Annotated in this window: 27 protein-coding genes and 1 other RNA gene; 13 read left to right on the forward strand and 15 right to left on the reverse strand. The window is 66.4% G+C overall.

The annotated features are described in order from the left end of the window. Positions 1 to 23 precede the first annotated feature (23 nt). Positions 24 to 572: a DUF4142 domain-containing protein gene (locus H7V21_RS04055; RefSeq protein ID WP_262503999.1), complete on the reverse strand. Its 549-nt coding sequence runs from the start codon at positions 570 to 572 to the stop codon at positions 24 to 26. 276 nt (positions 573 to 848) lie between these two features. On the opposite strand from H7V21_RS04055, the gene H7V21_RS04060 reads away from it, so the two are divergent. Genes H7V21_RS04060 through H7V21_RS04065 form a run of 3 tightly spaced genes read left to right on the forward strand, consistent with a single transcriptional unit; the run spans position 849 to position 4,944 of the window. Next, on the forward strand, positions 849 to 2,999 hold the full coding sequence (locus H7V21_RS04060) for a TonB-dependent siderophore receptor (RefSeq protein ID WP_188055527.1): 2,151 nt from the start codon (positions 849 to 851) through the stop codon (positions 2,997 to 2,999). Beyond that, a complete protein-coding gene (locus H7V21_RS15815) occupies positions 2,999 to 3,580 on the forward strand; it encodes a hypothetical protein (protein ID WP_262504000.1) in 582 nt (193 codons plus the stop codon). The genes H7V21_RS04060 and H7V21_RS15815 overlap by 1 nt, the downstream gene beginning before the upstream one ends. Beyond that, positions 3,577 to 4,944: a PepSY-associated TM helix domain-containing protein gene (locus H7V21_RS04065; RefSeq protein WP_262504001.1), complete on the forward strand. Its 1,368-nt coding sequence runs from the start codon at positions 3,577 to 3,579 to the stop codon at positions 4,942 to 4,944. The genes H7V21_RS15815 and H7V21_RS04065 overlap by 4 nt, the downstream gene beginning before the upstream one ends. A gap of 81 nt (positions 4,945 to 5,025) precedes the next feature. Here the strand turns inward: H7V21_RS04065 and H7V21_RS04070 are convergent, their stop codons facing one another. Continuing rightward, a complete protein-coding gene (locus tag H7V21_RS04070; RefSeq protein ID WP_188055531.1) occupies positions 5,026 to 5,640 on the reverse strand; it encodes a superoxide dismutase in 615 nt (204 codons plus the stop codon). Positions 5,641 to 5,720: 80 nt separating this feature from the next. Beyond that, positions 5,721 to 6,752, reverse strand: a complete 1,032-nt coding sequence (gene pspF, locus H7V21_RS04075; protein WP_188056344.1) for a phage shock protein operon transcriptional activator — start codon at positions 6,750 to 6,752, stop codon at positions 5,721 to 5,723. Positions 6,753 to 7,144: 392 nt separating this feature from the next. On the opposite strand from pspF, the gene pspA reads away from it, so the two are divergent. From pspA to H7V21_RS04120, 9 genes are all read left to right on the forward strand, one after another. Continuing rightward, a complete protein-coding gene (pspA, locus tag H7V21_RS04080; RefSeq protein ID WP_188055533.1) occupies positions 7,145 to 7,813 on the forward strand; it encodes a phage shock protein PspA in 669 nt (222 codons plus the stop codon). Positions 7,814 to 7,817: 4 nt separating this feature from the next. Further along, the gene (pspB, locus tag H7V21_RS04085; protein ID WP_188055535.1) at positions 7,818 to 8,096 is read left to right on the forward strand and encodes an envelope stress response membrane protein PspB; all 279 of its coding nucleotides are present in this window, start codon (positions 7,818 to 7,820) and stop codon (positions 8,094 to 8,096) included. A gap of 1 nt (position 8,097) precedes the next feature. Beyond that, complete coding sequence (gene pspC / locus H7V21_RS04090; RefSeq protein ID WP_188055536.1) at positions 8,098 to 8,475, forward strand: envelope stress response membrane protein PspC; 378 nt, start codon at positions 8,098 to 8,100, stop codon at positions 8,473 to 8,475. Between the two features lie 30 nt (positions 8,476 to 8,505). Continuing rightward, positions 8,506 to 8,808: a hypothetical protein gene (locus H7V21_RS04095; protein WP_188055538.1), complete on the forward strand. Its 303-nt coding sequence runs from the start codon at positions 8,506 to 8,508 to the stop codon at positions 8,806 to 8,808. A 13-nt stretch (positions 8,809 to 8,821) separates the two neighbouring features. After that, positions 8,822 to 9,094, forward strand: a complete 273-nt coding sequence (locus H7V21_RS04100; protein ID WP_188055540.1) for a hypothetical protein — start codon at positions 8,822 to 8,824, stop codon at positions 9,092 to 9,094. A 31-nt stretch (positions 9,095 to 9,125) separates the two neighbouring features. Beyond that, positions 9,126 to 9,266 carry a hypothetical protein gene (locus H7V21_RS04105; protein WP_188055542.1) on the forward strand — a complete coding sequence of 47 codons (141 nt, stop codon included), beginning with the start codon at positions 9,126 to 9,128 and terminating at the stop codon, positions 9,264 to 9,266. 22 nt (positions 9,267 to 9,288) lie between these two features. Beyond that, positions 9,289 to 9,540 carry a hypothetical protein gene (locus H7V21_RS04110; protein WP_188055544.1) on the forward strand — a complete coding sequence of 84 codons (252 nt, stop codon included), beginning with the start codon at positions 9,289 to 9,291 and terminating at the stop codon, positions 9,538 to 9,540. Between the two features lie 74 nt (positions 9,541 to 9,614). After that, a complete protein-coding gene (locus tag H7V21_RS04115) occupies positions 9,615 to 9,809 on the forward strand; it encodes a hypothetical protein (RefSeq protein ID WP_188056345.1) in 195 nt (64 codons plus the stop codon). Between the two features lie 83 nt (positions 9,810 to 9,892). After that, on the forward strand, positions 9,893 to 10,303 hold the full coding sequence (locus tag H7V21_RS04120) for a SufE family protein (protein WP_188055546.1): 411 nt from the start codon (positions 9,893 to 9,895) through the stop codon (positions 10,301 to 10,303). Here the strand turns inward: H7V21_RS04120 and H7V21_RS04125 are convergent. The 10 genes from H7V21_RS04125 to H7V21_RS04170 form a co-directional block, all read right to left on the reverse strand. Continuing rightward, complete coding sequence (locus H7V21_RS04125) at positions 10,288 to 10,656, reverse strand: (2Fe-2S) ferredoxin domain-containing protein (protein ID WP_316715494.1); 369 nt, start codon at positions 10,654 to 10,656, stop codon at positions 10,288 to 10,290. The two genes, H7V21_RS04120 and H7V21_RS04125, sit on opposite strands and share 16 nt — an antisense overlap. Next, the gene (locus H7V21_RS04130; protein ID WP_188055548.1) at positions 10,641 to 11,177 is read right to left on the reverse strand and encodes a J domain-containing protein; all 537 of its coding nucleotides are present in this window, start codon (positions 11,175 to 11,177) and stop codon (positions 10,641 to 10,643) included. The genes H7V21_RS04125 and H7V21_RS04130 overlap by 16 nt, the downstream gene beginning before the upstream one ends. Before the next feature lie 309 nt (positions 11,178 to 11,486). Further along, positions 11,487 to 11,851, reverse strand: an RNA gene (gene rnpB / locus H7V21_RS04135) — RNase P RNA component class A. A 52-nt stretch (positions 11,852 to 11,903) separates the two neighbouring features. After that, positions 11,904 to 12,197 carry a hypothetical protein gene (locus tag H7V21_RS04140; protein ID WP_188055550.1) on the reverse strand — a complete coding sequence of 98 codons (294 nt, stop codon included), beginning with the start codon at positions 12,195 to 12,197 and terminating at the stop codon, positions 11,904 to 11,906. Between the two features lie 80 nt (positions 12,198 to 12,277). After that, a complete protein-coding gene (locus H7V21_RS04145; protein WP_188055552.1) occupies positions 12,278 to 12,979 on the reverse strand; it encodes an N-acetylmuramoyl-L-alanine amidase in 702 nt (233 codons plus the stop codon). Positions 12,980 to 13,027: 48 nt separating this feature from the next. Continuing rightward, entirely contained in the window at positions 13,028 to 13,885 is an 858-nt protein-coding gene (locus tag H7V21_RS04150; protein ID WP_262504002.1) for a CheR family methyltransferase, read from the reverse strand. Then, on the reverse strand, positions 13,882 to 14,847 hold the full coding sequence (locus H7V21_RS04155; protein ID WP_262504064.1) for a chemotaxis protein CheB: 966 nt from the start codon (positions 14,845 to 14,847) through the stop codon (positions 13,882 to 13,884). The genes H7V21_RS04150 and H7V21_RS04155 overlap by 4 nt, the downstream gene beginning before the upstream one ends. A 130-nt stretch (positions 14,848 to 14,977) precedes the next feature. Next, positions 14,978 to 15,343, reverse strand: a complete 366-nt coding sequence (locus tag H7V21_RS04160) for a response regulator (protein ID WP_188055553.1) — start codon at positions 15,341 to 15,343, stop codon at positions 14,978 to 14,980. Between the two features lie 79 nt (positions 15,344 to 15,422). Then, complete coding sequence (locus H7V21_RS04165; protein ID WP_188055555.1) at positions 15,423 to 15,854, reverse strand: chemotaxis protein CheW; 432 nt, start codon at positions 15,852 to 15,854, stop codon at positions 15,423 to 15,425. Next, on the reverse strand, positions 15,854 to 18,178 hold the full coding sequence (locus H7V21_RS04170; protein ID WP_188055557.1) for a chemotaxis protein CheA: 2,325 nt from the start codon (positions 18,176 to 18,178) through the stop codon (positions 15,854 to 15,856). Before H7V21_RS04170 ends, H7V21_RS04165 begins: the two co-directional genes overlap by 1 nt. 296 nt (positions 18,179 to 18,474) lie before the next feature. Between H7V21_RS04170 and H7V21_RS04175 the strand changes: the two genes are divergently transcribed. Beyond that, complete coding sequence (locus tag H7V21_RS04175; RefSeq protein ID WP_188055559.1) at positions 18,475 to 19,695, forward strand: RtcB family protein; 1,221 nt, start codon at positions 18,475 to 18,477, stop codon at positions 19,693 to 19,695. A 36-nt stretch (positions 19,696 to 19,731) separates the two neighbouring features. Here H7V21_RS04175 and H7V21_RS04180 read toward each other — a convergent pair whose 3' ends face one another. Together H7V21_RS04180 and H7V21_RS04185 are read right to left on the reverse strand one after the other, a co-directional pair. Then, positions 19,732 to 20,376 (reverse strand): histidine phosphotransferase family protein, encoded by a 645-nt coding sequence (locus tag H7V21_RS04180; protein WP_188055561.1) that lies wholly within the window; start codon positions 20,374 to 20,376, stop codon positions 19,732 to 19,734. Between the two features lie 75 nt (positions 20,377 to 20,451). Continuing rightward, positions 20,452 to 20,823: a M67 family metallopeptidase gene (locus H7V21_RS04185; protein WP_262504003.1), complete on the reverse strand. Its 372-nt coding sequence runs from the start codon at positions 20,821 to 20,823 to the stop codon at positions 20,452 to 20,454. Positions 20,824 to 20,851 lie beyond the last annotated feature (28 nt).

Genomic DNA, 20,851 nt, shown 5'->3' on the forward strand with positions numbered 1-20,851 from the left:
CGGACCGGCGCCCGCAGCGCGCCTTACATGTTCATGGTGCGCAGCGCCGCGATGTGCCGCTCGATAAGCGGTACGGCGCTGTTCGCCGCCTGGCGCAGCTCCATCGAATCGCCGCGTTCCGAATAGGTGCGGTGGAGCGTCAGCGCCATGTCGTGCGCTCGCCGCTGCTGCATCAGATAGGTGCGCTCGAACGCGGCACCGGTCATGCCGCGAAGCTCGTCCAGCATCTGCCGCTGCATCGGCATCAGCGTGGGAGCGGGCGGGTTCATGCCGGCCTGCCGCGCCGCGGCCATCACCGTATTCGTCGTCAGCGTGTGATGGTCGATCATCATCTGCGCGAACTCGCGAATCTGCGGATTCTGCGACTTCTGCAGCGCGAGGCGCGACGATTCGATCTCATAGAGATCACTCGCGCCCGCCATCGTGACATAGGGCATCGCCTCGGTGGGAGTCATATCGGACATGGGAGTGCCGGCGGGCATCTGCCCGTCATTCATTCCCATCATTCCGTTCGAAGTACATGCGGCGAGCGGCATCGCCGCCGCCGCGGCCAGAAGAGCAAGGCGTTTCATATTGGTCTCCGTTGTCGGTTGCTGAAAATCCAACTCGACGGCGAGATCATATGTTCCATTTTTCTCTTTCAGGTTCTTGATTTCACGGCCGTTATTTAAAGATGCCGTACTCTGGTACGTTCATTGTGGCTTCGCAACTACCCGCCTCTAGCCAGCGCTGAGCACATAGAATCGGAACGACCGCCCGCTCGGCGATGCCGAACGAACCTTGCTAATGCGACTAACTCTCATTACTGGCGCCGCAATCAAGAAATTCACGGGGAAAAGGGTCACCACATGAATCGCATCGTCTTTGCCGCACTCGCCTGCACCGCGCTGACCACGGTGCCCGCCGCGGCGCAGGAAGCGCGCGAGAGCAGCCCGGGCACGCGGAGCGAGATCGTCGTAATCGGCGCCGCCGAGGCGAGCGCGGGGACGAAGACCGACACACCCCTCGTCGAAACCCCGCAGCCGATCAGCATCGTTCCCGACGAGGTGTATCTGGCGCAGGGCGCGCTATCGGTTTCCGACACGCTCAACTATGTCGCCGGCGTTACGGCGAGCCCCTATGGCCCCGACAGCCGCGTCGACGGCGGCTTCATCCGCGGCATCGCCCCGCTGCAGTTCCGCGACGGGATGCGCGACCTGTACAGCTATTACGCCAGCATCCGCTCGGATCCGTACAACTTCTCGCGCGTCGAAGTGGTCCGCGGTCCGGCCTCGGTGCTGTTCGGCGCCGGATCGATCGGCGGACTGGTCAATCTGGTTTCCAAGGCGCCGCAGGAGACTCCTGCCGGCGAAGTCGCGGTGCGCTATGGCAGCTTCGACCGGTTCGAGGTGCTGGGCGACGTCACCGGCGCGTTGGCGCCCGGACTGTCGGCGCGGATGGTGGCGCGCGTGCGCGATGCGGGCACCCAGGTCGATTATGTCGAGGACGACCGGGTGATGCTCGCCCCGTCGCTGCGGATGGAGTTCGGCCCTGCGACCGAGCTGACGGTGCTGGGCCTCTATCAGGAGGACGATTCGGGTTCGACGTCGCAGTTCCTGCCCGCCGTGGGCACGATCCTGCCCAATCCGAACGGCCAGCTGCCCAACGACCGTTTCATCGGCAAGCCCGGCTGGGACCGCTATGACGGACGGCTGCTCGAAGGTACCGCGATCCTCGACCACCGCTTCAGCGAAGCGGCGCGGCTGAATCTGAAGGCGCGCATCATCGACAGCGACGTCACCTATTTCACCCACTATCCGAACAGCTATTCGCACCCGCGCAACCCCTATATCCAGCTCGACCCGACCGGTGCTCCGGTCCTCGATCCGGTCACCGGACAGCCGCTGCCGGACCCCGAGCAGCGCACGATCGGCCTCTATGCCGACGGCAGCTATGCCACGATGGATGTGTTCTCGACCGACAACAACGTCCAGTTCGACTTCACTACCGGATCGGCGGTCGCGCACACGCTGCTGGCGGGTGTCGACTACAGCTGGAACCGCGTGCGCAAGACCAGCGGCTTCGCGGTCGAGGCGATCGACATCTATGATCCGAACTACGATCTTCTGTCCGACTGGGACGGCGGCCTTCCCAATGCCGCCTTCGCCTCGACCACGGACACACGCGGCGAACAGCTCGGCTTCTATCTGCAGGATCAGGTGCGGCTGTGGGATCGCGTCTCGGTCGTGCTCGGCGCGCGCCATGACGATGTGCGCACCCGCGCGGTGGGCGGCGCGACCGAAAGCGACGATGCCTGGTCGTTCCGCGCCGGCATCATCGGCGAGCTGGTGCGCGGCGTCTCGCCCTTCTTCAGCTATACCGAAAGCTTCGAGCCGGTTTCGGGCACCACCAGCGACGGCAGCCCCTTCGTTCCCAAGCGCGGGCGCCAGTACGAGCTGGGCGTGAAGTTCCACCCCGATGCCGCGACGCTCGTCACCGTGACGGCGTTCGACATCCTCGAGAGCAATCGCCCGGTCAGCGATGACAGCACGCCCGATCCGCGCGACCAGATCCAGGCGGGCGAAGCCTTTTCGCGCGGCTTCGAGATCGAGGCGAGCCGCACCCTGCCCGGCGATTACACGCTCATCGCCGCCTACAGCTACAACGAGGCGGAGATCGAAGGCACGGGCCAGCAGCTCAACGACGTTCCCGAGCAGATCGCCTCGCTGTGGGGCACCAAGACGCTTCCGCTCGGCAGCGAAGCGTCGCTGCGGCTGGGCGCGGGCGTACGCCATGTCGGCGAGCACCGCTCCTACGGCCCCGCCTTCCCCGACGGGCTGGTAACGCCGTCCTACACGCTGGTCGACGCGCTGGCCGAGATCGACTGGCGCAACTGGCGCCTCTCGGTTAACGCGACAAACCTGTTTGACGAGCAATACTACGCCTCGTGCCTCGCGCGCGGCGACTGCTTCATCGGCGCCGAGCGCAACGTGTTCGCCACGCTGGGCTACCGGTTCTGATGGCGCCGCCCATGGCCCTCACCTGGCTGGCGATGGCGGCGGCGCTGGCGGCGGTCGCCCTGCTGCGGCTGGCGTGGCAGCGCCGCAGCCGCGGCCGCCCGCTCTCGGTCGCCGGATGGCTGCTGCTGCTGGCGAGCTGCGTGCTGGGGACCGTCGCCGACGGCGAATGGGGGCTGTGCCTGGTCGCTCTGGCGGCGATGGCGGGGGCTGCGGCGCTGCTGGCGCATGCGGCGCTCACCGCTCCGGCGGGCAAGGCGCCTCCGCCCGACCGGCGCGCGAATATCCTGCCGCCGACCGATGCGCCGGCGCGGATCGGACGGCGCCTGATCGTCTTCCTGCTCGTCGGGCCATTGGCGTTCGCGGTGTCGCTGGTGCTTGCGCTCGCCTCGCGGGTGCTGGCGCACTGGGCCGGCTGGCAGGAGGCGGACGGCATCGTACTGTCGCTGCTGGTGTTTCCGCTCTACTGGGCCTTGCTGGCCTGGCTGATGCTGATGGAAACCCACCAGGGGCGGCGCACCGCAATGCTGGCGGTGCCGGGACTGGCCGGCGGGCTGTTACTCTGGACGGGAGCAGGCATGTGAACGCACCGACCGCCGTGAAAGCCGACCCCGGCGTCGCGCAGCGCGCGCTTTCCGCGCATGCGACGATCGGATTGATCGTCAGCGCGCTCCTGTATCTCCTCTGCGTCACCGGCACGGTGATCGTCTTCAAGGAGGAGTGGCAGCGAGTCGAGCAGCCCGGCGCTCCGGAAATGGCGTCGATCTCCCCCGAAGCGGTGCAGGCCGGCATCCGCAACGTACTGGCGACCGAGGCCGGCAAGCCGACGACCACCCATCTCTACGTCCACCTTCCGGTGCCTGCGCTCCCCCGCACGACCGTGACGACCGACACTCAGGCGGTTCATCTGGCGGCCGACGGCAGCATCGTCGGGCCGGAGGAGAACGGCTGGGCGACTTTCCTCGAGGACATCCACTATCGGCTCACCATGCCGGGGCTGACCGGCTATGCCGTGGTCGGCGCATTTGGCACGATGATGCTGGCGCTGATCTTCTCGGGTGTCGCGGCGCATCCGCGGATCTTCCGCGACGCGTTTTATCTGCGCGCGCGCAATCGGACCGGCGTGGGCCTTTCGGACTGGCACAATCGGCTCGGCGTGTGGACGTTGCCCTTCGCTGTCGCCATCGCGCTGACCGGCGCGGTCCTAGGCCTTTCGGTCGTGTCGGGCTATGGCCTGGCGAGCGCCTTCTACGGCGGCGACATCGAGAAGGTCTATGGCCCGGTGTTCGGCGAGGAGCATCCCGCGGATGCCACCCCTGCCGCCTTGCCCGATGCCGCCGCGGCGCTGCGCGCCATGGCCACCGACCATCCCGAGGCGCATCCCTATTACGTCGTGCTCCACGATCCCGGCACCGCCGGCCAAGCGGTCCAGATCATCGCCGAGTACCCGAAGCGGCTGATCTTCGGCGAGTATTTCACGTTCGACGCCGCGGGCCGGCTGCACGGGACAGCCGGCCTCGCCGACGGCACCGTGGGGCAGCAGATCGCCGCGTCCAATTATCGGCTGCATTTCGGCAATTTCGGCGGGCTGCCGGTGAAGATCGCCTATGCGGTCTTCGGCATCGCGCTGTGCGTCGTCTGCGCGACCGGCGTGTCGATCTGGCTGGGCAAGCGCGCGCGGCGCGGGCATCGCGAGCCGCGCCTGCGTGCGGCGTGGGACGCAGTCGTCTGGGGCGTGCCGCTGGCGTTGACGCTCGCACTGCTCGCGCGGCTGCTGATCGGCAACGCTGCGCCGATGGCTGCGATCTTCTGGGGCCTGTCGGTCGCGCTGGTGTTCGCGGGCATCGTCTTCGGCGCCCGCTGGAGCACGGCCGGCCGCGACCTGGCGCGAGGCTTCTGGGGCAGCCTGGCGGCCACCATGGTAATCGCCACCGCCGGCGCGCTCTAAGCCGCGCGCCGCCACACCGCGTGCACGAAAAAGGGCGCCGAACCGATGGTCCGGCGCCCTCTTCGCGTCGGGTGCGCGCGCTTACTTCTTCGCGTCGGCGTAGCGCTTCGCCACCACGTCCCAATTCACCACGTCCCACCACGCCTTCAAATAGGCGCCGCGATCATTGCGATAGGTGATGTAATAGGCGTGCTCCCACACGTCGTTGCCCAGGATCGGCGTGCCCTTCACCTCGGCAACGTCCATCAGCGGATTGTCCTGGTTCGGCGTCGAGCAGATCTGCAGCTCGCCCTGCTGGTTCACGATCAGCCATGCCCAGCCCGAACCGAACTGACCCGCGCCAGCGGTGTTGAATTCCTCCTTCATCTTGTCGAACGAGCCGAACTTGGCGTCGATCGCCTGCGCCAGCTCGCCGCTGGGCGCACCGCCGCCGTTCGGGCCCATCGTCTTCCAGAAGAAGTCGTGGTTCCAATAGCCGCCGCCATTGTTGCGCAGCTTGGACGGCTTGCCCGACATGCTCGCCAGGATGTCCTCGATCGACTTGCCCTGCAGCGACGAATCCTCCTGCACCGCTTCGTTCAGCTTGGCGGTGTAGGCCGCGTGATGCTTGTCGTGGTGGAGCGTCATCGTCTCCTTGTCGATCGTCGGCTCCAGCGCGTCATAGCCATAGGGAAGCGGCGGCAGTTCGAAAGCCATGGGGGATCTCCTTTTCTCGGGTTCACCGCGCGAACGCAGTGGGCGGCATATGGGTCCGTAAAACTCGTTTCGCCAGCGTATTAGCCGCCGGTCTTCAACAGATCGTGGCGACGCAGTGCGTGGCGCAGCTGATCATAGGTAAGACCCAGCGCATCGGCGGTCGCCCGCTGGTTGTGCCGATGCTCGACCAGCGCGCGCGCGAGCAGTTCGCGCTCGAACCGGGCGACGCGCTCCTTGAAATCCAGCGGCTCGGCGGGATCGGGCGCCGATCCGGCCGGTGCAGCCTCGGGCGCTTCCTTCGGGGATGCCTCGGAATCTGCCCGAGCCACGGTGCGCGGCCGATAGGGAGAGGCGAAAGGATCGATCTCGATCGCATCGACCGGGCCCTCGCGCTCCCAGCGATAGACCGCGCGCTCGACTGCGTTGCGCAGCTCGCGCACATTGCCCGGCCAGCTGTGGCTGGCGAGCGCGTCGAGCGCATGCGGCCCGAACCCGGGCCAATCCTCCCATCCGATCTCCGCGGCCATCCGGCGCCCGAAGAAATCCGCGAGCACTACGATATCGCCGGCGCGCGCGCGCAGCGGCGGGAGCGTGACGACTTCGAAGGAAAGCCGGTCGAGCAGATCGGCGCGGAAGGTGCCCTGCTGGACTCGATCGGGCAGATGCTCGTTCGTCGCCGCCACGATGCGGACATCGACACGCAGCGGGCGCGACGAACCGATCCGCGTGATCTCGCCATATTCGACCGCGCGCAGCAGCCGATCCTGCGCCGCCATCGACAGTGTCCCGAGCTCGTCGAGGAACAGCGTGCCGCCGTCGGCTTCCTCGAACCGACCAGCGCGGGCCTTGGTGGCGCCAGTGAACGCGCCCGCTTCATGGCCGAACAGCTCGGCCTCGATCAGCGTTTCGGGAAGCGCGGCGCAGTTCATCACCACCAGCGGCTGATCCCAGCGGGGGCTGAGGCGGTGGAGTCGCTCGGCAACCAGTTCCTTGCCGGTGCCGCGTTCGCCGATCACGAGCACCGGCCGGTCGAGCGCGGCCGCGCGGCTGGCGCGTTCGAGCGCGTCGAGGAAGGCCGATGACTGGCCAATGACCTGTGCGGCGCGCTCCATGCCCACCTGTTGGCGCATCTTGCCAAAAGTTGGCAACAGAAAAATTGTCGCTCGGTCCATTCATCGGGCTGAAAGCTTGAAAATCCGCCATTTTAAAAATTGGCACGCTTCCTGCGAAGCATGAGGCAAGCCCGGAGCAACGGGCGCAACGACAAACCAAGCTTCAGGGAACGAGACATGACCACTCAGGGCACCGACATCCGCACCACCGCCGCAGCGGTCTTCTGCACCATCGCACTCAGCGCGATCTTCATGCTGGGTTCGGTCGGTCCGGCGATCGCCTGACGGGAAGCGGAACGCATTCCCGCTCACTTGCCCCGGTGAGCGGTTCCGCCGGGACGGGGCCCCCTAGCCCGTCCCGGCGGTCTCACAATTCGAAGGAGTTCAACTCAATGGGCATTTTTTCGCGAACCCGCGACATCATCGCCGCCAACGTCACCGACCTTCTCGACAAGGCCGAAGACCCGGCGAAGATGATCCGCATGATCATCCTCGAGATGGAAGAGACGCTGGTCGAGGTCCGCGCCTCCGCCGCGCGCACCATCGCCGATCAGAAGGAAATGCGGCGCCACATCGCGAAGCTCGACAAGCTCCAGGAGAGCTGGACCGAGAAGGCCGAGCTGGCACTGAGCAAGGGTCGCGAGGACCTCGCCAAGGCGGCGCTGGTCGAGAAGCAGAAGGCTGCCGACATGTGCGATCAGCTGACCGGCGAAATCGCCGTTCTCGACGAATCGCTCAAGGCGTCCGAGGCGGACATCCAGAAGCTGCAGAACAAGCTGCGCGAGGCGCGTGCCCGCCAGAACACGATCATGACGCGGCTGGAGAGCGCCAACAATCGCTATCGCCTGCGCGAGATGACCAATGGCGCCAAAGTGCACGACGCCTTCTCGCGTTTCGACATGCTCGAGCGTCGGGTCGACCTTGCCGAAGGCCGCGCCGATGCGGCGGGCATGGGTGGCGAGCCCAAGAGCCTGGAGGAAGAGATCGCCGAGTTGCGCTCTTCCGAGAAGGTCGATGCGGAGCTGGAAGCGCTCAAGGCGCGGATGAACAAGGGAAGCTGATCCGATGGATGAAGTTATCGTCCCACTCATGGTCGTGGGCATGCTCTTCATCGGGCTGCCCTGGGTAATCATGCACTATGTCACCAAGTGGAAGCAGTCGGCGAGCATCACCGGCGAAGACGAGAAGCTGCTCGACGATCTCCACTACACCGCCCGGCGCCTCGAGGACCGGCTCCAGACGATCGAACGCATCGTCGCCGCCGACAACCCCGACTTCCGCCCGGCACCGCCCGCCGCGGGCCCGTCCGAACCGGGGCCCTATGACTACACCAGGAGGAACTGAGATGTCCGTCAGCCGTACCCGCTTCTATCTCGACAAGCAGAATGCCAAATGGCTGGGCGTCTGTTCGGGCCTCGCGGACTATACCGGCATCGATCCGGTCTGGCTGCGGGTGGGCTTCGCGCTCTTCACCTTCATGACCTTCCCGGTCGGGCTGATCGCCTATCTGCTGATCGCATGGTTCGCTCCGGCGCGGCCAAAAGGCCTCTACGAGAATCCGGAGGACGCGAAATTCTGGCAGGGCGTGCGGAGCAATCCGCGCCGATCGACCCACGAGGTCCGCTCCAAGTTCCGGGACATCGACCGCCGGCTCGCCGACATCGAGATGTATTACACGAGCCGCAACACGCGCCTTTCGGACGAGATCGACAGCCTGCGCTGATCGGCGGACGAAGCCAAAGGGAGAAGAAACATGAGCTGGGGTGGCCCCGCCTTCATCCTCGCACTGGTCCTGGTTTCGACCATCGGCTGGGTCGCGACGAGCTGGATCCGCGCCCGCCACGGCTATCCGGTGGAAAACGAGTGGGGCGGCAGCAGCCATCGCACCGATCCGGAAGCCGAACGCAAGGTGGCGCTGCTCGCCCAGGAGAACGAGCGCCTCACCGGCCAGGTGAGCCGGCTGGAGGAACGGATCGCCGTGCTCGAGCGGATCGCCACCGATCCGGCAGAACGCACCGCTCGCGAGATCGAACGGCTGCGCGACACCAACGACTGACGGGAGAGCTTCAATGGACGGCCTGTACACGCTTGGCTTCTTCATGATCGTCGTCGGCATCCCCGTGATCTTCGGGATCGGCTACGCGACCTTCGAGAAGTGGCTCGACCACAAGGAAAAGATGGGCGAGCGGCTCGCCGCCGAGACCGCCGAGAAAGCCGCGCAATATGCCGCCCACGTCGAGCGGCTGGAGCAGCGGGTCCGCGTGCTCGAGCGCATCGCCACCGACCGCGGCGCCGATGTCGCCGCCGAAATCGAACGCCTGCGCGATCAGCCGCTCAACTGAGCGCGACCGCAGATCAAAGGGAAGAATCGCAATGTCCGCACTGATCATCTTCGTCGCCATCCTCGCGCTCATCACCGCGGTGGCATGCTACTTCACCGAACGGGTGGACCGCCCGATCCGCCGCGCCGAACGCCTCGCCGCACAGGCGAAGCGCGAAACCGAAGCCGCCTGAACTCAACACCGGGAGACGACCAATGGACCCGTTCGAAATGGTGGTCGCGATCATCATCGTCGTGACGATCGGCAAGGTGCTCCAGGCCCGCTTTCGGGCCTCGGAGCGGCGCTCGGAAGATCCGACGGAGAATATCGACGCGCTCCGCATGCGCGACGAGATCCGGACGCTGAAGGAGCGGATCGCCGTTCTGGAACGCGTGATCACCGACAATAATCGCAGCATCGAACTCGATCGCGAAATCGAGCGGCTGCGCGACAACAACCGCGTCTGACGGGAGGAGACGACGTGACTCAGGATCCCAATCTCTACATCACCCTGTCGCTGGCCGGTCTGGTTGCCGTCGCGATGGTCACGGCCGCGGGACTGGCCGGCTGGCGCGGCTGGCTGGCGCTGAAGCGGCAGGAACTCGGCGCGCGCTTCGGTGGGGATCGCGACGACAGCCCCGCCCCGGCCCCGTCCGCCGCATCGCGGATCGAAATCGCCGACCTGAAGGAGCGTATCCGCAAACTCGAGGCGATCGCCGCCGGAGTCGATCTCTGAAACACGTGCCCTCCCCCTCACGGGGAGGGCTGCCGGGCGGCTTGGACGGTTCACATCGCGCGCGCCGGCGCTATAGCGCCCCGATGGCCAGTCTAGCCGACATCCGCGACGAATATAGCTTCCTCGAAGCCGACGACCGCTACCGGCTGTTGATCGACCTTGGACGCGATCTCGAACCGATGCCCGAAGCGCTCAAGACCGACGCGACACTGGTTCGCGGCTGCTCCGCGGCGGTTTGGGTCTATCCGACGGTCCACGACGACGGCAGGCTCCATTTCCTCGCCGATTCGAATGCGGCGATCACCAAGGGGATCATCGCTCTGGTGCTGCTGACCGTGCAGGACCGCACGGCGGCGGAAATCATCGCCACCGACATCGAGCGCGAACTGGAGCCGTTCGACCTTCGCAATCAGCTCAGCTCGAACCGGACCCAGGGCATCCCCAACATGATCGCACTGATCCGCAGCACTGCCGAGCGCTATTCCGGCGACTGATCCAGCGCCCGGCCGCTCGCCCCTCGGATTTCCTGCCTCTCACCGGTCAGCCCCAGCGCTTCGGCCACTTCGTCGAGATCGGCGCCGGCGGGGACGAGGTTCCATACACTCGCCGTAGCGCCATTCACCACGGTTACGGCGTTCTTCGGACAGACGCCGAGGCACTTCACATCGAGTATCCCGACAGCGCTCTTTCGGCCCTTATTGAGCCCCAGATGCTTGCGAAGCGCCTTGGTGAGCGGAGTCTTGCCCTTGGGCCCGAAGCCGCCGCCGAGCTTCTTCGAGCATTTGGCGCAGACGAGTACGGCACCCGACCAGTTCGAACGAACCTGCGTCTTCAATCCGGGCGCCACTGCCGCCGTTCCTCGGCCGCCTTCAGCACGTCATAGGCAGTCTGCACCGCCTGAAAGCGCTTGGCGGCCTCCGGATCGTTCGGCTTCACATCGGGGTGGTTGGCCTTGGCCATACGGCGCCACGCGGCACGCACAGCCTCGAAATCGGCGTCAGCTTCGAGCTCGAGCACTTCGAGCGCGCGCATCTCGTCGCCCGAGCGGCTGCCGTCGCCTGGCCCCGCCCAGCCATAGTGATTCGCCTCGGCATAGCCCTTGTTGGTCCGTTTCTCGTCCGCTTCGCGCTGCGCAGCCTCCTCCGCGGAAAGCCCCTGAAAATAGTCCCAGTTGCGGTTGTATTCAGCGGCGTGGCGCTCGCAGAAATACCAGCGTTCGCGGCTGTTCGGCGCCTTGGGCGCGGGGCGATCGCCAGGTTCGTCACAGCCTTCGCGATCGCACACCTTGACCTGCTGCGCCTCGCGACTGCCGCCATAGCTGCGCCAGCGGGGAAAACCCCAGTCGTAGGATCGGGAAGAACGTACCACGCCGGCTAGATAAGGAGCCCCGCGCAGCTTGACCAGCGCTAGCGAATTTCGGGCGTGGCGAGGGTCGACAATCCCCCGTCGCTTGGGCAAGACGCGCACGGAATCCCTCCAAGGAGATCCTCGAAGGTGCTCAGCTGGTTACTCGGGCGTATGCGTTGCTTTTCCGGCAAACACGAACGGTCGCAGAAACATGCGGTGCGGCTGGATGGTGACGAACAATATACCAGCAAATGCGCCTATTGCGGAGTGCCGATGCGGCGGCTGGCAAAACGCAGGTGGATTGTCGACCGCCACGCCTGATCGGAAGAAACGGCCAGAGGGTCTGTAAGCCGGGTTCTGTCCACCGCATCGCTGCGGATGGGCGACCATTCCTCTAGCCCCGCAGTCGCCTGCGGAGTCCAGCAACCAACCCGGGCCGCGAGGCGGAACACCTCATGCGCGGCCCCTATTCGGTCTTGCTCCCGGTGGGGTTTGCCGTGCCGCTCCCGTTACCGGTCGCGCGGTGCGCTCTTACCGCACCCTTTCACCATGGCGAGGCCGAAGCCCGCGCCGTCTGCTCTCTGTGGCACTTTCCCTGGGGTTGCCCCCGGCGGGCGTTACCCGCCACCGTTGTTCCGTGGAGCCCGGACTTTCCTCGGGTGCCCTAAGGCACACGCGGCCGCCCGACCCTCTGGCCGAGCGCCGATGTAGCGCCTTCGCAGCATGCCGCAAGCGCCTTCCTGCGGTTCAGCCCTTCCGCCGCACTGCGGTGCCCCAGGCGTTCACTTCGACAGCAGCCGAATTGCCGCCGGGGCCGGCCGCAAGCGCCAGCCGGCGATAATCGCTGGCGACGCGCAGCACCTCGTCCGCACCCTGAACGCGCGCAGCGCGCTGCAACGCGGCGGTCGCCTCCTGCTCGGTTGGCAGCGTGACCGATGCGACCGCGTTGCCTTTCGCGTCGCGTCGCTCGATCCCCGCCAGTCGCACCCGTACGGGATTCATCACAACGGCATCGCCATAGAGTCGCAAGTCGATTTCCATAGCCAGTCCTCCGCTCGCCAGGATCGCGCGAAAGGCGTTGCGGGACGATTGCGAAACCAGGCTTACGACGCGCCAACCATCTAGTCGTCTCCCTGTGGTCGCGGCAGAAGCAGGGCGAGTAGAATCATCCTGCTCTCGGCATCGATCATCCCGTCGACCAGCTCGGGACGAAACCGGCGCTGGAATGCGACCACTGCCGCCTGCTGATCGCCGACGTCATAGCCGAACCGGTTGAGCGCCATCAGGAAGCCGCCATCGGTCCAGCCCGGATCGATCAGTCCGCGCGTGGGCCGCGGGAGCGCCAGCCGGAGCCGCGCGAGCTTACCCCAGGGAAACAGTTCGCCCGGATCCTGCTTGCGCGCGGGCGCGATGTCCGAATGGCCGACGATGTTGCCGCGCGTCACCGCGTGGCGTTGCTTGATCGCGTGCACCAGCTGGATCACCGAGGCGATCTGCTCGTCGGGGAACGGGGAGTAACCGAATTCGTGTCCGGGATTGACGATCTCGATCCCCACCGACGCGCTGTTGATGTCGGTCGTGCCGCGCCAGTAGGAGCGGCCGGCGTGCCACGCGCGCTTCTCCTCGTCGACCAGGCGCAGGATCGTGCCGTCCTCCGCGACCACATAGTGTGACGACACCTTGGCTTCGGGGTCGCGCAGCCGGGCGATCGCCGATTCAGCATCCTGCATGCCGGTGTAGTGCAGCACGATGATGCTGACCGGCAGTTGCCGCTCGTCGAAATTGGGCGACGGCGCTTCGATGATGTCAGGCAGGTCCTGCATGGCGCCGCTGTGCCGCGAAATCGACGCCGCGGCAATCGCTCGGTCAGGTCAGCCGGTGGCGGCGCAGGCCGCCGGGTCGGCGAGCCGGTAAAAGCCGCGGAACTGCTCGCTCGGGCGGAATTGGCCGGTCTGGCCGATCACCGTCTCGCCCGCTCCCAGCACGAGCAGCCCGCCGGGGCGGACGGCCCCGGCGAGCGTGTCGAACACGCGCGTGCGCAGCGACGGCGAGAAATAGAGGAGAACGTTGCGACACAGCACCAAGTCGAACTTGCCCGGCGGTGGCGGATCGGCCGCAAGATTGTGGCGACGGAATCGGATGCGGCGGACCAGTTCGGCTTTCGCGACCCATTCGCCCTCGCCGCCTTCGAACCATTCGATCATGCGCCGCACGGGCAGTCCCCGCTGGATCTCGAACTGCGAATAGCGACCGGCCCGGGCGCGGGCGAGCGCGCTGGGCGATACATCGCTGGCGAGGATCTCCGGCGCGAGCGCCCCCTCCGCCATTCCGCGTTCGGCGAGCAGCATTGCCAGCGACAGCGGCTCCTGGCCGGTCGCGCATGCGGCGGACCAGATGCGCAGTCGGCGATGCGGCACATCCGCTTGCAGCGATGTCAGTGCATCGGCGGCCGTCTCGAGCACGGCGGCATCGCGAAAGAAGGAGGTCTCCTGATTGAGCAGCGCATCGACGACTCGCTCCGCCAGCTTCGGCTCCGCTCGAGTGAGAAGCTTCGCCACGAGTGCGTCGGCCGACTCCAGTCCCTCGGCGCGCAGCATGGTCTTGAGCGCGGTCTCAATTCGCCAGACGCGGTTCGCCGTGATCTGTTGACCGGTGCGCTGTTCGAGCAGGCTCGCGATCAGATTCATCGCGCCGGCCGAGATCGTGCCGCTGGGCATCGGTCCCGTCATGCCGGCCGCCGACGGCTTGCAATCAGACGGCCGATCTCGTCCGGCGGGAGAATCGCACTGGCGCAGCCTGCATTGGCGACGCTACCGGGCATTCCCCAGACCGTCGAACTCTCCCGATCCTGCACCACCACGCTGCCGCCCGCCGCCGCGAGGCGGCGCGCGCCTTCGCTGCCGTCGCGGCCCATACCCGACAGGACGATGCCGAGCGTACGGTCGCCGAAGGTTTCCGCCAGCGAATCGAACATCGGATCGACGGAGGGCATGCACCCGCTCGCGACCTTCTCGTGCGAAAGGCGCACTGCCGCGCCTTCGGACATGCGTACGCAGCGCAGATGTGCGTCGCCGGGCGCGACGATGATCCGGCCGGGCCGGATCCGCATCGGATCGGTCGCGACTTCGCAGGGCCTGCTGGCGAGCACGGCAAGCTGAGTCGCGAAGTAGCTCATGAACGAGGCGGGAAGATGCTGGGTGACCAGGATCGGCACCTGAAAGGTCGGCGGGATCGCCCGCAGCACCTGGCTGAGCGCGTGGATGCCGCCGGTCGACGCACCGATCGCCACCACGTCGAAATGGTCCGGCACCGCTGCAGGTCGGAACTGGCCCGGAGCGGAGGCAGGAGCTTCGGCGGGAGCATCGAGCAGCCGGCTAAGCTTGTCCTCGAGCACCTCCGCGAATTTGCCCGCGAACGCGCCCACGCCCGGCTTCACGAGCGTGTCTGCCGCTCCGAGCGCCAGCGCCTGGATGGTCGCCGCACCGCCCTCATCGGCCGAGGAAGAGACGATCAGAACCTTGGCACCCTGGCCCGCCGCCAAGACATCGGGCAGCGCAGTGAGCCCGTCGATCCCCGGCATCTCGATATCGAGCAGGATCACATCGACGCGCTGCGACTTCAGGGATTCGAGCGCGCGGCGCACATCGCTGACCGCATCGGCGACAACGAATCGCCCGCTTGCCTCGACCATTCGGCCGAGCACCGATCGCGCGACCACCGAATCGTCGACGATCAGGACGCGGGGATGCTCCGGCGCAGACGGAGTCGCGCGATTCGCCTGACTCTTGATGCGCGACACGAGCGCGTCTCCTGCTCTTCGCTCAGGCGACGCCGACGATCTGGAGCTTGCTTTCGAGCGTCTCGCGATCGAACGGCTTCATGACATATTCGTCGGCCCCGGCCTCGATCGCCGCACGGATGTAGGCCATGCCGTTCTCGGTAGTGCAGAATACGACCTTCGGCCGCGTGGGAAGCCCCGAATCCTTGAGCGCGCGCAGGAAATCCATGCCGCTCATGACCGGCATGTTCCAGTCGAGCAGAATCACGTCGGGAGGAGTTGCCAGACAGCTATCGAGCGCCTCGCGACCGTCGCCGGCCTCGCGTACCTCGAAATCCAGCGTCTCCAGAATATGCCGTGCGACCTTCCGGATGACCTTCGAGTCGTCCACGACGAGGCAGCTCTTCATTGCGTTACGTTCCCCGGTCCTGCTTTGCGCCCGCATCCTTGTGCGGGAGAAGCCGTAAGCGCCACGTTAACTCGGCAAATCATTCTGCGGCAGCGACTTGCCCCGGCACGAGGCTTGCCAGGTCGATCACCAGGATGGGTTCGCCGTCACGTTCGATGATGCCGCGGCCCGCCGCGCGCCACGCCCGGTCAAGCGCCACGCCGCTTCCGAGCGGCAGCAGATCGAACGGCGCGATATCGTCGAGCGAATCGACGAGCAGCGCGTAATGCTGGGCTTCGACTCGCGTGATGACTGCGCGGCGAGCGTTGTCGCTGCTCGCATCGAGCCCGAGCGCGGCCTTGGTGTCGACCACAGTCACGACCCGGCTCCGCAGCGCTGCGAGCCCGCGCACGTTCGCGTCGGCGCGCGGCACCGCAGTGACTTCGCCGATATCGACCACGGATTCGACCTGATCGGCATCGATCGCCACCGAGCGCCCGGCGATCTGGGCGACGAGATAAAGTTGCGGCATCAGCAGCCTCCCTTTGCCGAAAGACGCGCTTCGAGAGCGGAGAGCAGCCCCGCGCGGTCATACCGATAGATGCTGTCATCGTCGGCGCCTGCGGCCGCCCGGCGGCTGCGCAGGCGCAGCAGCGGAGCGCCGGTGACCGGCGGCGCTTCGGAATCGTCGGCGGAAAGAACGATCGCCGGCGCTTCGCCCTGCGTGTGGCCGAGCGCCACGCGGTACCCCGCCGCTTCGAGCAGCGGCCGAACGAAGGTGCCCATCCAGCCGGCTGCACCGCCGGTCAACAGACACAGCGGGAGCTCCCGGCCTTCGTCGCGGTCGAGATGTTCGGCGAAAAGCCAGTGCACGTCGAGCAGCTCGATCTGCTCGTCACCCAACAGCACGACACCCGCGACGGGACCCGGAGCGGTCGAGGGTGCCATCTCGTCCGGCAGCATCACGATATCGCATGCCTCGTCGATCGCGTAGGCGACTTCGTTGGCGCCGTCCTTGAGACGCAGCACGCCGAGCTTGTCACGATCGCCGAAAGTGCCCTGCGCGGCGAGCGGAAGCAGCCGTCCGTCGATCGCGAGACGCAGCCGCCCGGCCGTGCGGCGAATGCTGTCCACGGTCACTTGTTCGACGCGGTCGACAATGCCCAGCGGAACCGTGCGGCGCGCGCCATCCAGATCGACGAACAACAACGCCGGAAGGCCCGGCTGCTCGGTTTCGGTCGCTGCGGCTTCCTCGCTTTGAACCACGCCGAGGCCGCAATCGAGCCCCGCCGTGGCGGCTATTCCAGCTGGGTCGAGCAGCAGCATCGGCAGCCCGCTATCGGGCAGCGTCTGGCCGGCATAGAGCCCCGCTGCCATCACTGCGGGCGAAGCAGGCTTGATGACGAGTTCTTCATTGTCGATCACCGTATCGACCGAAAGCGCATAGCTCGCGGCGCCGAGGCTGACGATCGCTAGCATCCGCGCACCCGGTTCGGCGCGTGCCGCGAGCCCCAGCATCGCGCCGAGATCGACCATCGGCAGTCGCCTTTCGCGCACAGTGACGACGCGCGTGCCGCCGAGTATGTCGACTCGGATCGATGCGTTGCGCTCGCTCACGATCTCCTCGATGCTGGGCCGCGAAATCGCGAAGCGCTGATCGCCCACGCCCACGACGATCGCCGAGATGATCGAAAGCGTAAGGGGGACGTGAACCGCGATCCGCAGTCCCTTGCCGGGGGCATTGTCCAGATCGATTCGGCCGCCGATCTGCTCGATGCAGGCGCGCACCACGTCCATCCCGACGCCGCGGCCGGAAAACTCCGTCACTTCATCGCGGCTCGAGAGACCGGGCTCGAAGACCAGTTCGAGCCGCTGGCGCTCGGAAAGCTCCTGAAGTTCGCGTTGGCCGCGCGTGCCGTTTGCGATCAGTTTTCGCATGAGCCGATCGGTATCGATCCCGCGGCCGTCATCGAGAATCTCGACGATGATCTGATTGCCAGACTGCCGCGCCGACACAGTGAGCCGCCCGTTCTCGCTCTTGCCCGCCGCGCGGCGTTCGGCAGGCGATTCGATGCCATGATCGATCGAATTGCGCACCATATGGACGAGCGGATCGCGCATCAGCTCGATCATCTCGCGGTCGAGCTCGACGTCGGCGCCTTCGATCTGGAGCGTGACCGACTTGCCGAGCCCGGCCGCGGTATCGCGCACCATGCGCGGCAACGCCGAGAAAAGCGCGTCGATCTTCTGCATGCGCGTGCGCGTCACGGTATCGCGCAGCTCAGCGACGGTATGCGACATGCGCTCCAGCGCCGCTTCGATCTCCGGCTCGATTTCAGTCGCGCGCAGCCGGCGGGCAAGTTCGTTGCGGGCGAGCACCATGTCCGACATGCCGCTCATCATTCGGTCGAGCAGGTCGACGTTCAGCCGCACGCTGCGCGTCGGCGCCCGCTGTGGGACGGGGGCAGTCGCCGATGCGATCCGGTCCGATCCTTCGGCGAGCGCGGAGATCAGCAGATCCTCGCCCGAGTCGTCGAGGCTGCTGCCGGCGTCGATCGCCTCGACGATCTCGCCGATCCGATCGACCACCGCGAGCACTGCGTTGACGAGCCCGCGGTCGGGCGTGCGCTCGCCCGATCGGACCTGCGCCAGCACATCCTCGGCGGCATGGCTGAGCCGCCCGAGCCGCGGCAGATCGAGAAAGCCGCAGCTTCCCTTCACCGTGTGGACGAAGCGAAAGATCGCGTCGAGCCGCGCCCGGTCCCCCGGCGCCGCTTCCCAAGCGACGATTTCGCCGGAAAGTGCCTCCAGCGTCTCGCGCGTCTCGGCGATGAATTCCTGCAGTAGATCGTCCATGGGGCCCCGGTGGCAATGCGCACGGACATCCTGGGGCAGAAGTGGTTAAGGCGCGGTTAGCCGGATGGCTCCGCTTGCCTGGGTGCGGCATTTCGGATACTGGAATCCTGCTATGACCGCCACGACCCGCCTCTACCCGCAAGTCGGTAGCGTCTCCCGCGAGGGTTGACGGAACGGGTCGCTGCACCCGTTCGGGGTGTGGCTTGGCGACGACGGCAGAGGACCCACGGGTCCGGCAGACACCCTGAAAAGCGCAGCAACCGGCCGTTTGGGCCATGCGACAGGAGTGTCCGACGATGCAGTTTTCGACGCATGAGACGGGAGCCAATCCCCTCAAGCTGTGGGACAGCGCGGGTCCGTTCGAGGCCGGCGCGATGCAGCAGCTGCGCAACGTTGCGCAGCTTCCGTTCATCCACAGCCACATCGCGGGCATGCCGGACGTGCATTGGGGCATGGGCGCCACGGTCGGCTCGGTTATCGCCACGCGCGCGGCGATCGTGCCGGCGGCGGTGGGCGTGGACATCGGCTGCGGAATGATGGCGGTGCGCACCTCGCTGACCGCCGACCAGCTGCCCGACAGTCTGAGCGCGATCCGTGCCGAGATCGAACGCGCGGTGCCCAAAGGGATGGAAACGAACCAGAAGGCCAACCATGCCAAGGGCGGATGGGCGGCGACGCCCAATTCGGTGGCGCGGACCTGGTATGATCGGTTCGAGAGCCGCTGGCGCGCGATCCTCGCCAAGCATCCCAAGATCGACGGCAAGACCGGCGATCAGCTCGGCTCGATGGGCGGCGGCAATCACTTCATCGAGGTGTGCCTCGATGAGGCGGATCGCGTGTGGGTGATGCTCCATTCAGGCTCGCGCGGAACGGGAAACCGGATCGGCACCTATTTCATCAACGCCGCGAAGGAAGCGATCGCGAAGGAGACGCTCGACTTCCACTTGCCCGACAAGGATCTGGCGTTCCTCAGCGAAGGATCGCAACTGTTCGACGACTATATCGAGGCGATGCACTTCGCACAGGATTATGCGCTCGCCAACCGCGAGCTCATGATGGCGCGCACGCTCGACGCGCTGCGCAAGCACCTGCCGGCGTTCAAGACCGACAAGGCGGCGATCAACTGCCACCATAATTACGCCGTGCGCGAGACTCACTTCGGCGCGGACGTGTGGGTGACACGCAAGGGCGCGGTGCGTGCGCGCAAGGGCGATCTGGGTATCATCCCCGGATCGATGGGCACCGGCAGCTTCATCGTCGAGGGGCTGGGCAACGAACAGAGCTTCTGCAGCTGCTCGCACGGCGCGGGACGGACGATGTCGCGCGGCCAGGCCAAGCGATCGATCACGCTCGACCAGCATCGCGCGGCGGTGAAGGGAATCGAGTGCCGGGTCGACGAAGGCGTGCTCGACGAAAGCCCCGCCGCCTACAAGGACATTGGCGCGGTGATGGCGGCGCAGGAGGATCTGGTGACGATCCGGCACCGCTTGCGCCAGATCATCAACATCAAGGGTTGACGCCTCTCGGCGCGGCGCCTTCGGGTGCCGCGCCGGTCAGCCGACGCGGAATGCGGCGCCGAAGAGCAGCACTTCCGCGTCGGGCGGGCTCACCTGCAAGTCGCCCCCGCCCTGATCGACCAGTTCGTGCACCAGATAGGCCGCCGCCGCGCGCGGCGTGACCGGGACTTCATCGGACCCGCCGGTTAGCGCGACGCGCAGCTCGGGATCGAGCACGATGCGCGGCCCGTCGGCCCGGACGACGATCTCCACCTGCCCGTCGACGACTTCGGCGCCGATATCGAGCTGGCCGCCGCGGATCAGTGCATCGCCGCCGATCAGCGCGAGATTGAGCAGCACCTTGATGGCTTGTTTCGGCAATGTCGCATGCTCGATCAGCCAGCCGACCTTCACGCGATGGTTGTCACCGAACAGCCCCTCGATCGCGGCGTGCGCCTCGCGCGTATCGACCGTCTCGCCGAAACCGCCCGCTGCGCCGAATGCCAGCCGAAAGAACTTCAGTTTGTTCGCCGATGCCCGTGCGCTTTCGCCGAGAAGCTCGAGGCACCTCGCGCGCATTTCCGGATCATGCTCGTCTGCCAGCAGCTCCAACCCGTTGTTGAGCGCGCCGACGGGGCTCAACAGATCATGGCACAGGCGGGAACAGAGGAGACTCGCGAATTCGGTCGGGCTGATGTTCAAGGATGCGCTCCAGCTTGCATGATGCCTTTTGCAGCAGCGCCCCCGCCGGATCAAGCGAAGGTGGCGGAGGCACGATCACGCGATCGGATCGATCCCGATCGGATCAAACCCGCCCGTGCCGTTCGAGCGCCAGGCCGTCACGATCTCGCCCGCCACGATCAGCCATAGTTTTCCATCACCGGCCGCCATTTCCCTATCAGTGGCCGAAGGCTCGGCCGAGCCGTTCGGATGCGAATGCCAGTAGCCAGCTACTGCCTGTCCCCCACTCCGCTCGGCACGCAGCGCGACGAACAACGCGGCCGGATCGATTTCGAACCGGCTCTCGGGTGTTTCGGCAACATTTTCCGTCGCTTGCCAGCCGCTGATTTCCGCTGCAGCGCCGAACAGGAGCCCGCACGCCTCGCAGGGAGCGGCAGCCGCCGATTCCTGCCGGATTCCGTCCAGCACCGATCTTGAAATCCGGGTCCGCATTCCC

The organism is Sphingosinithalassobacter sp. CS137 (genome assembly GCF_014334115.1).
Taxonomy (GTDB): domain Bacteria; phylum Pseudomonadota; class Alphaproteobacteria; order Sphingomonadales; family Sphingomonadaceae; genus Sphingomonas.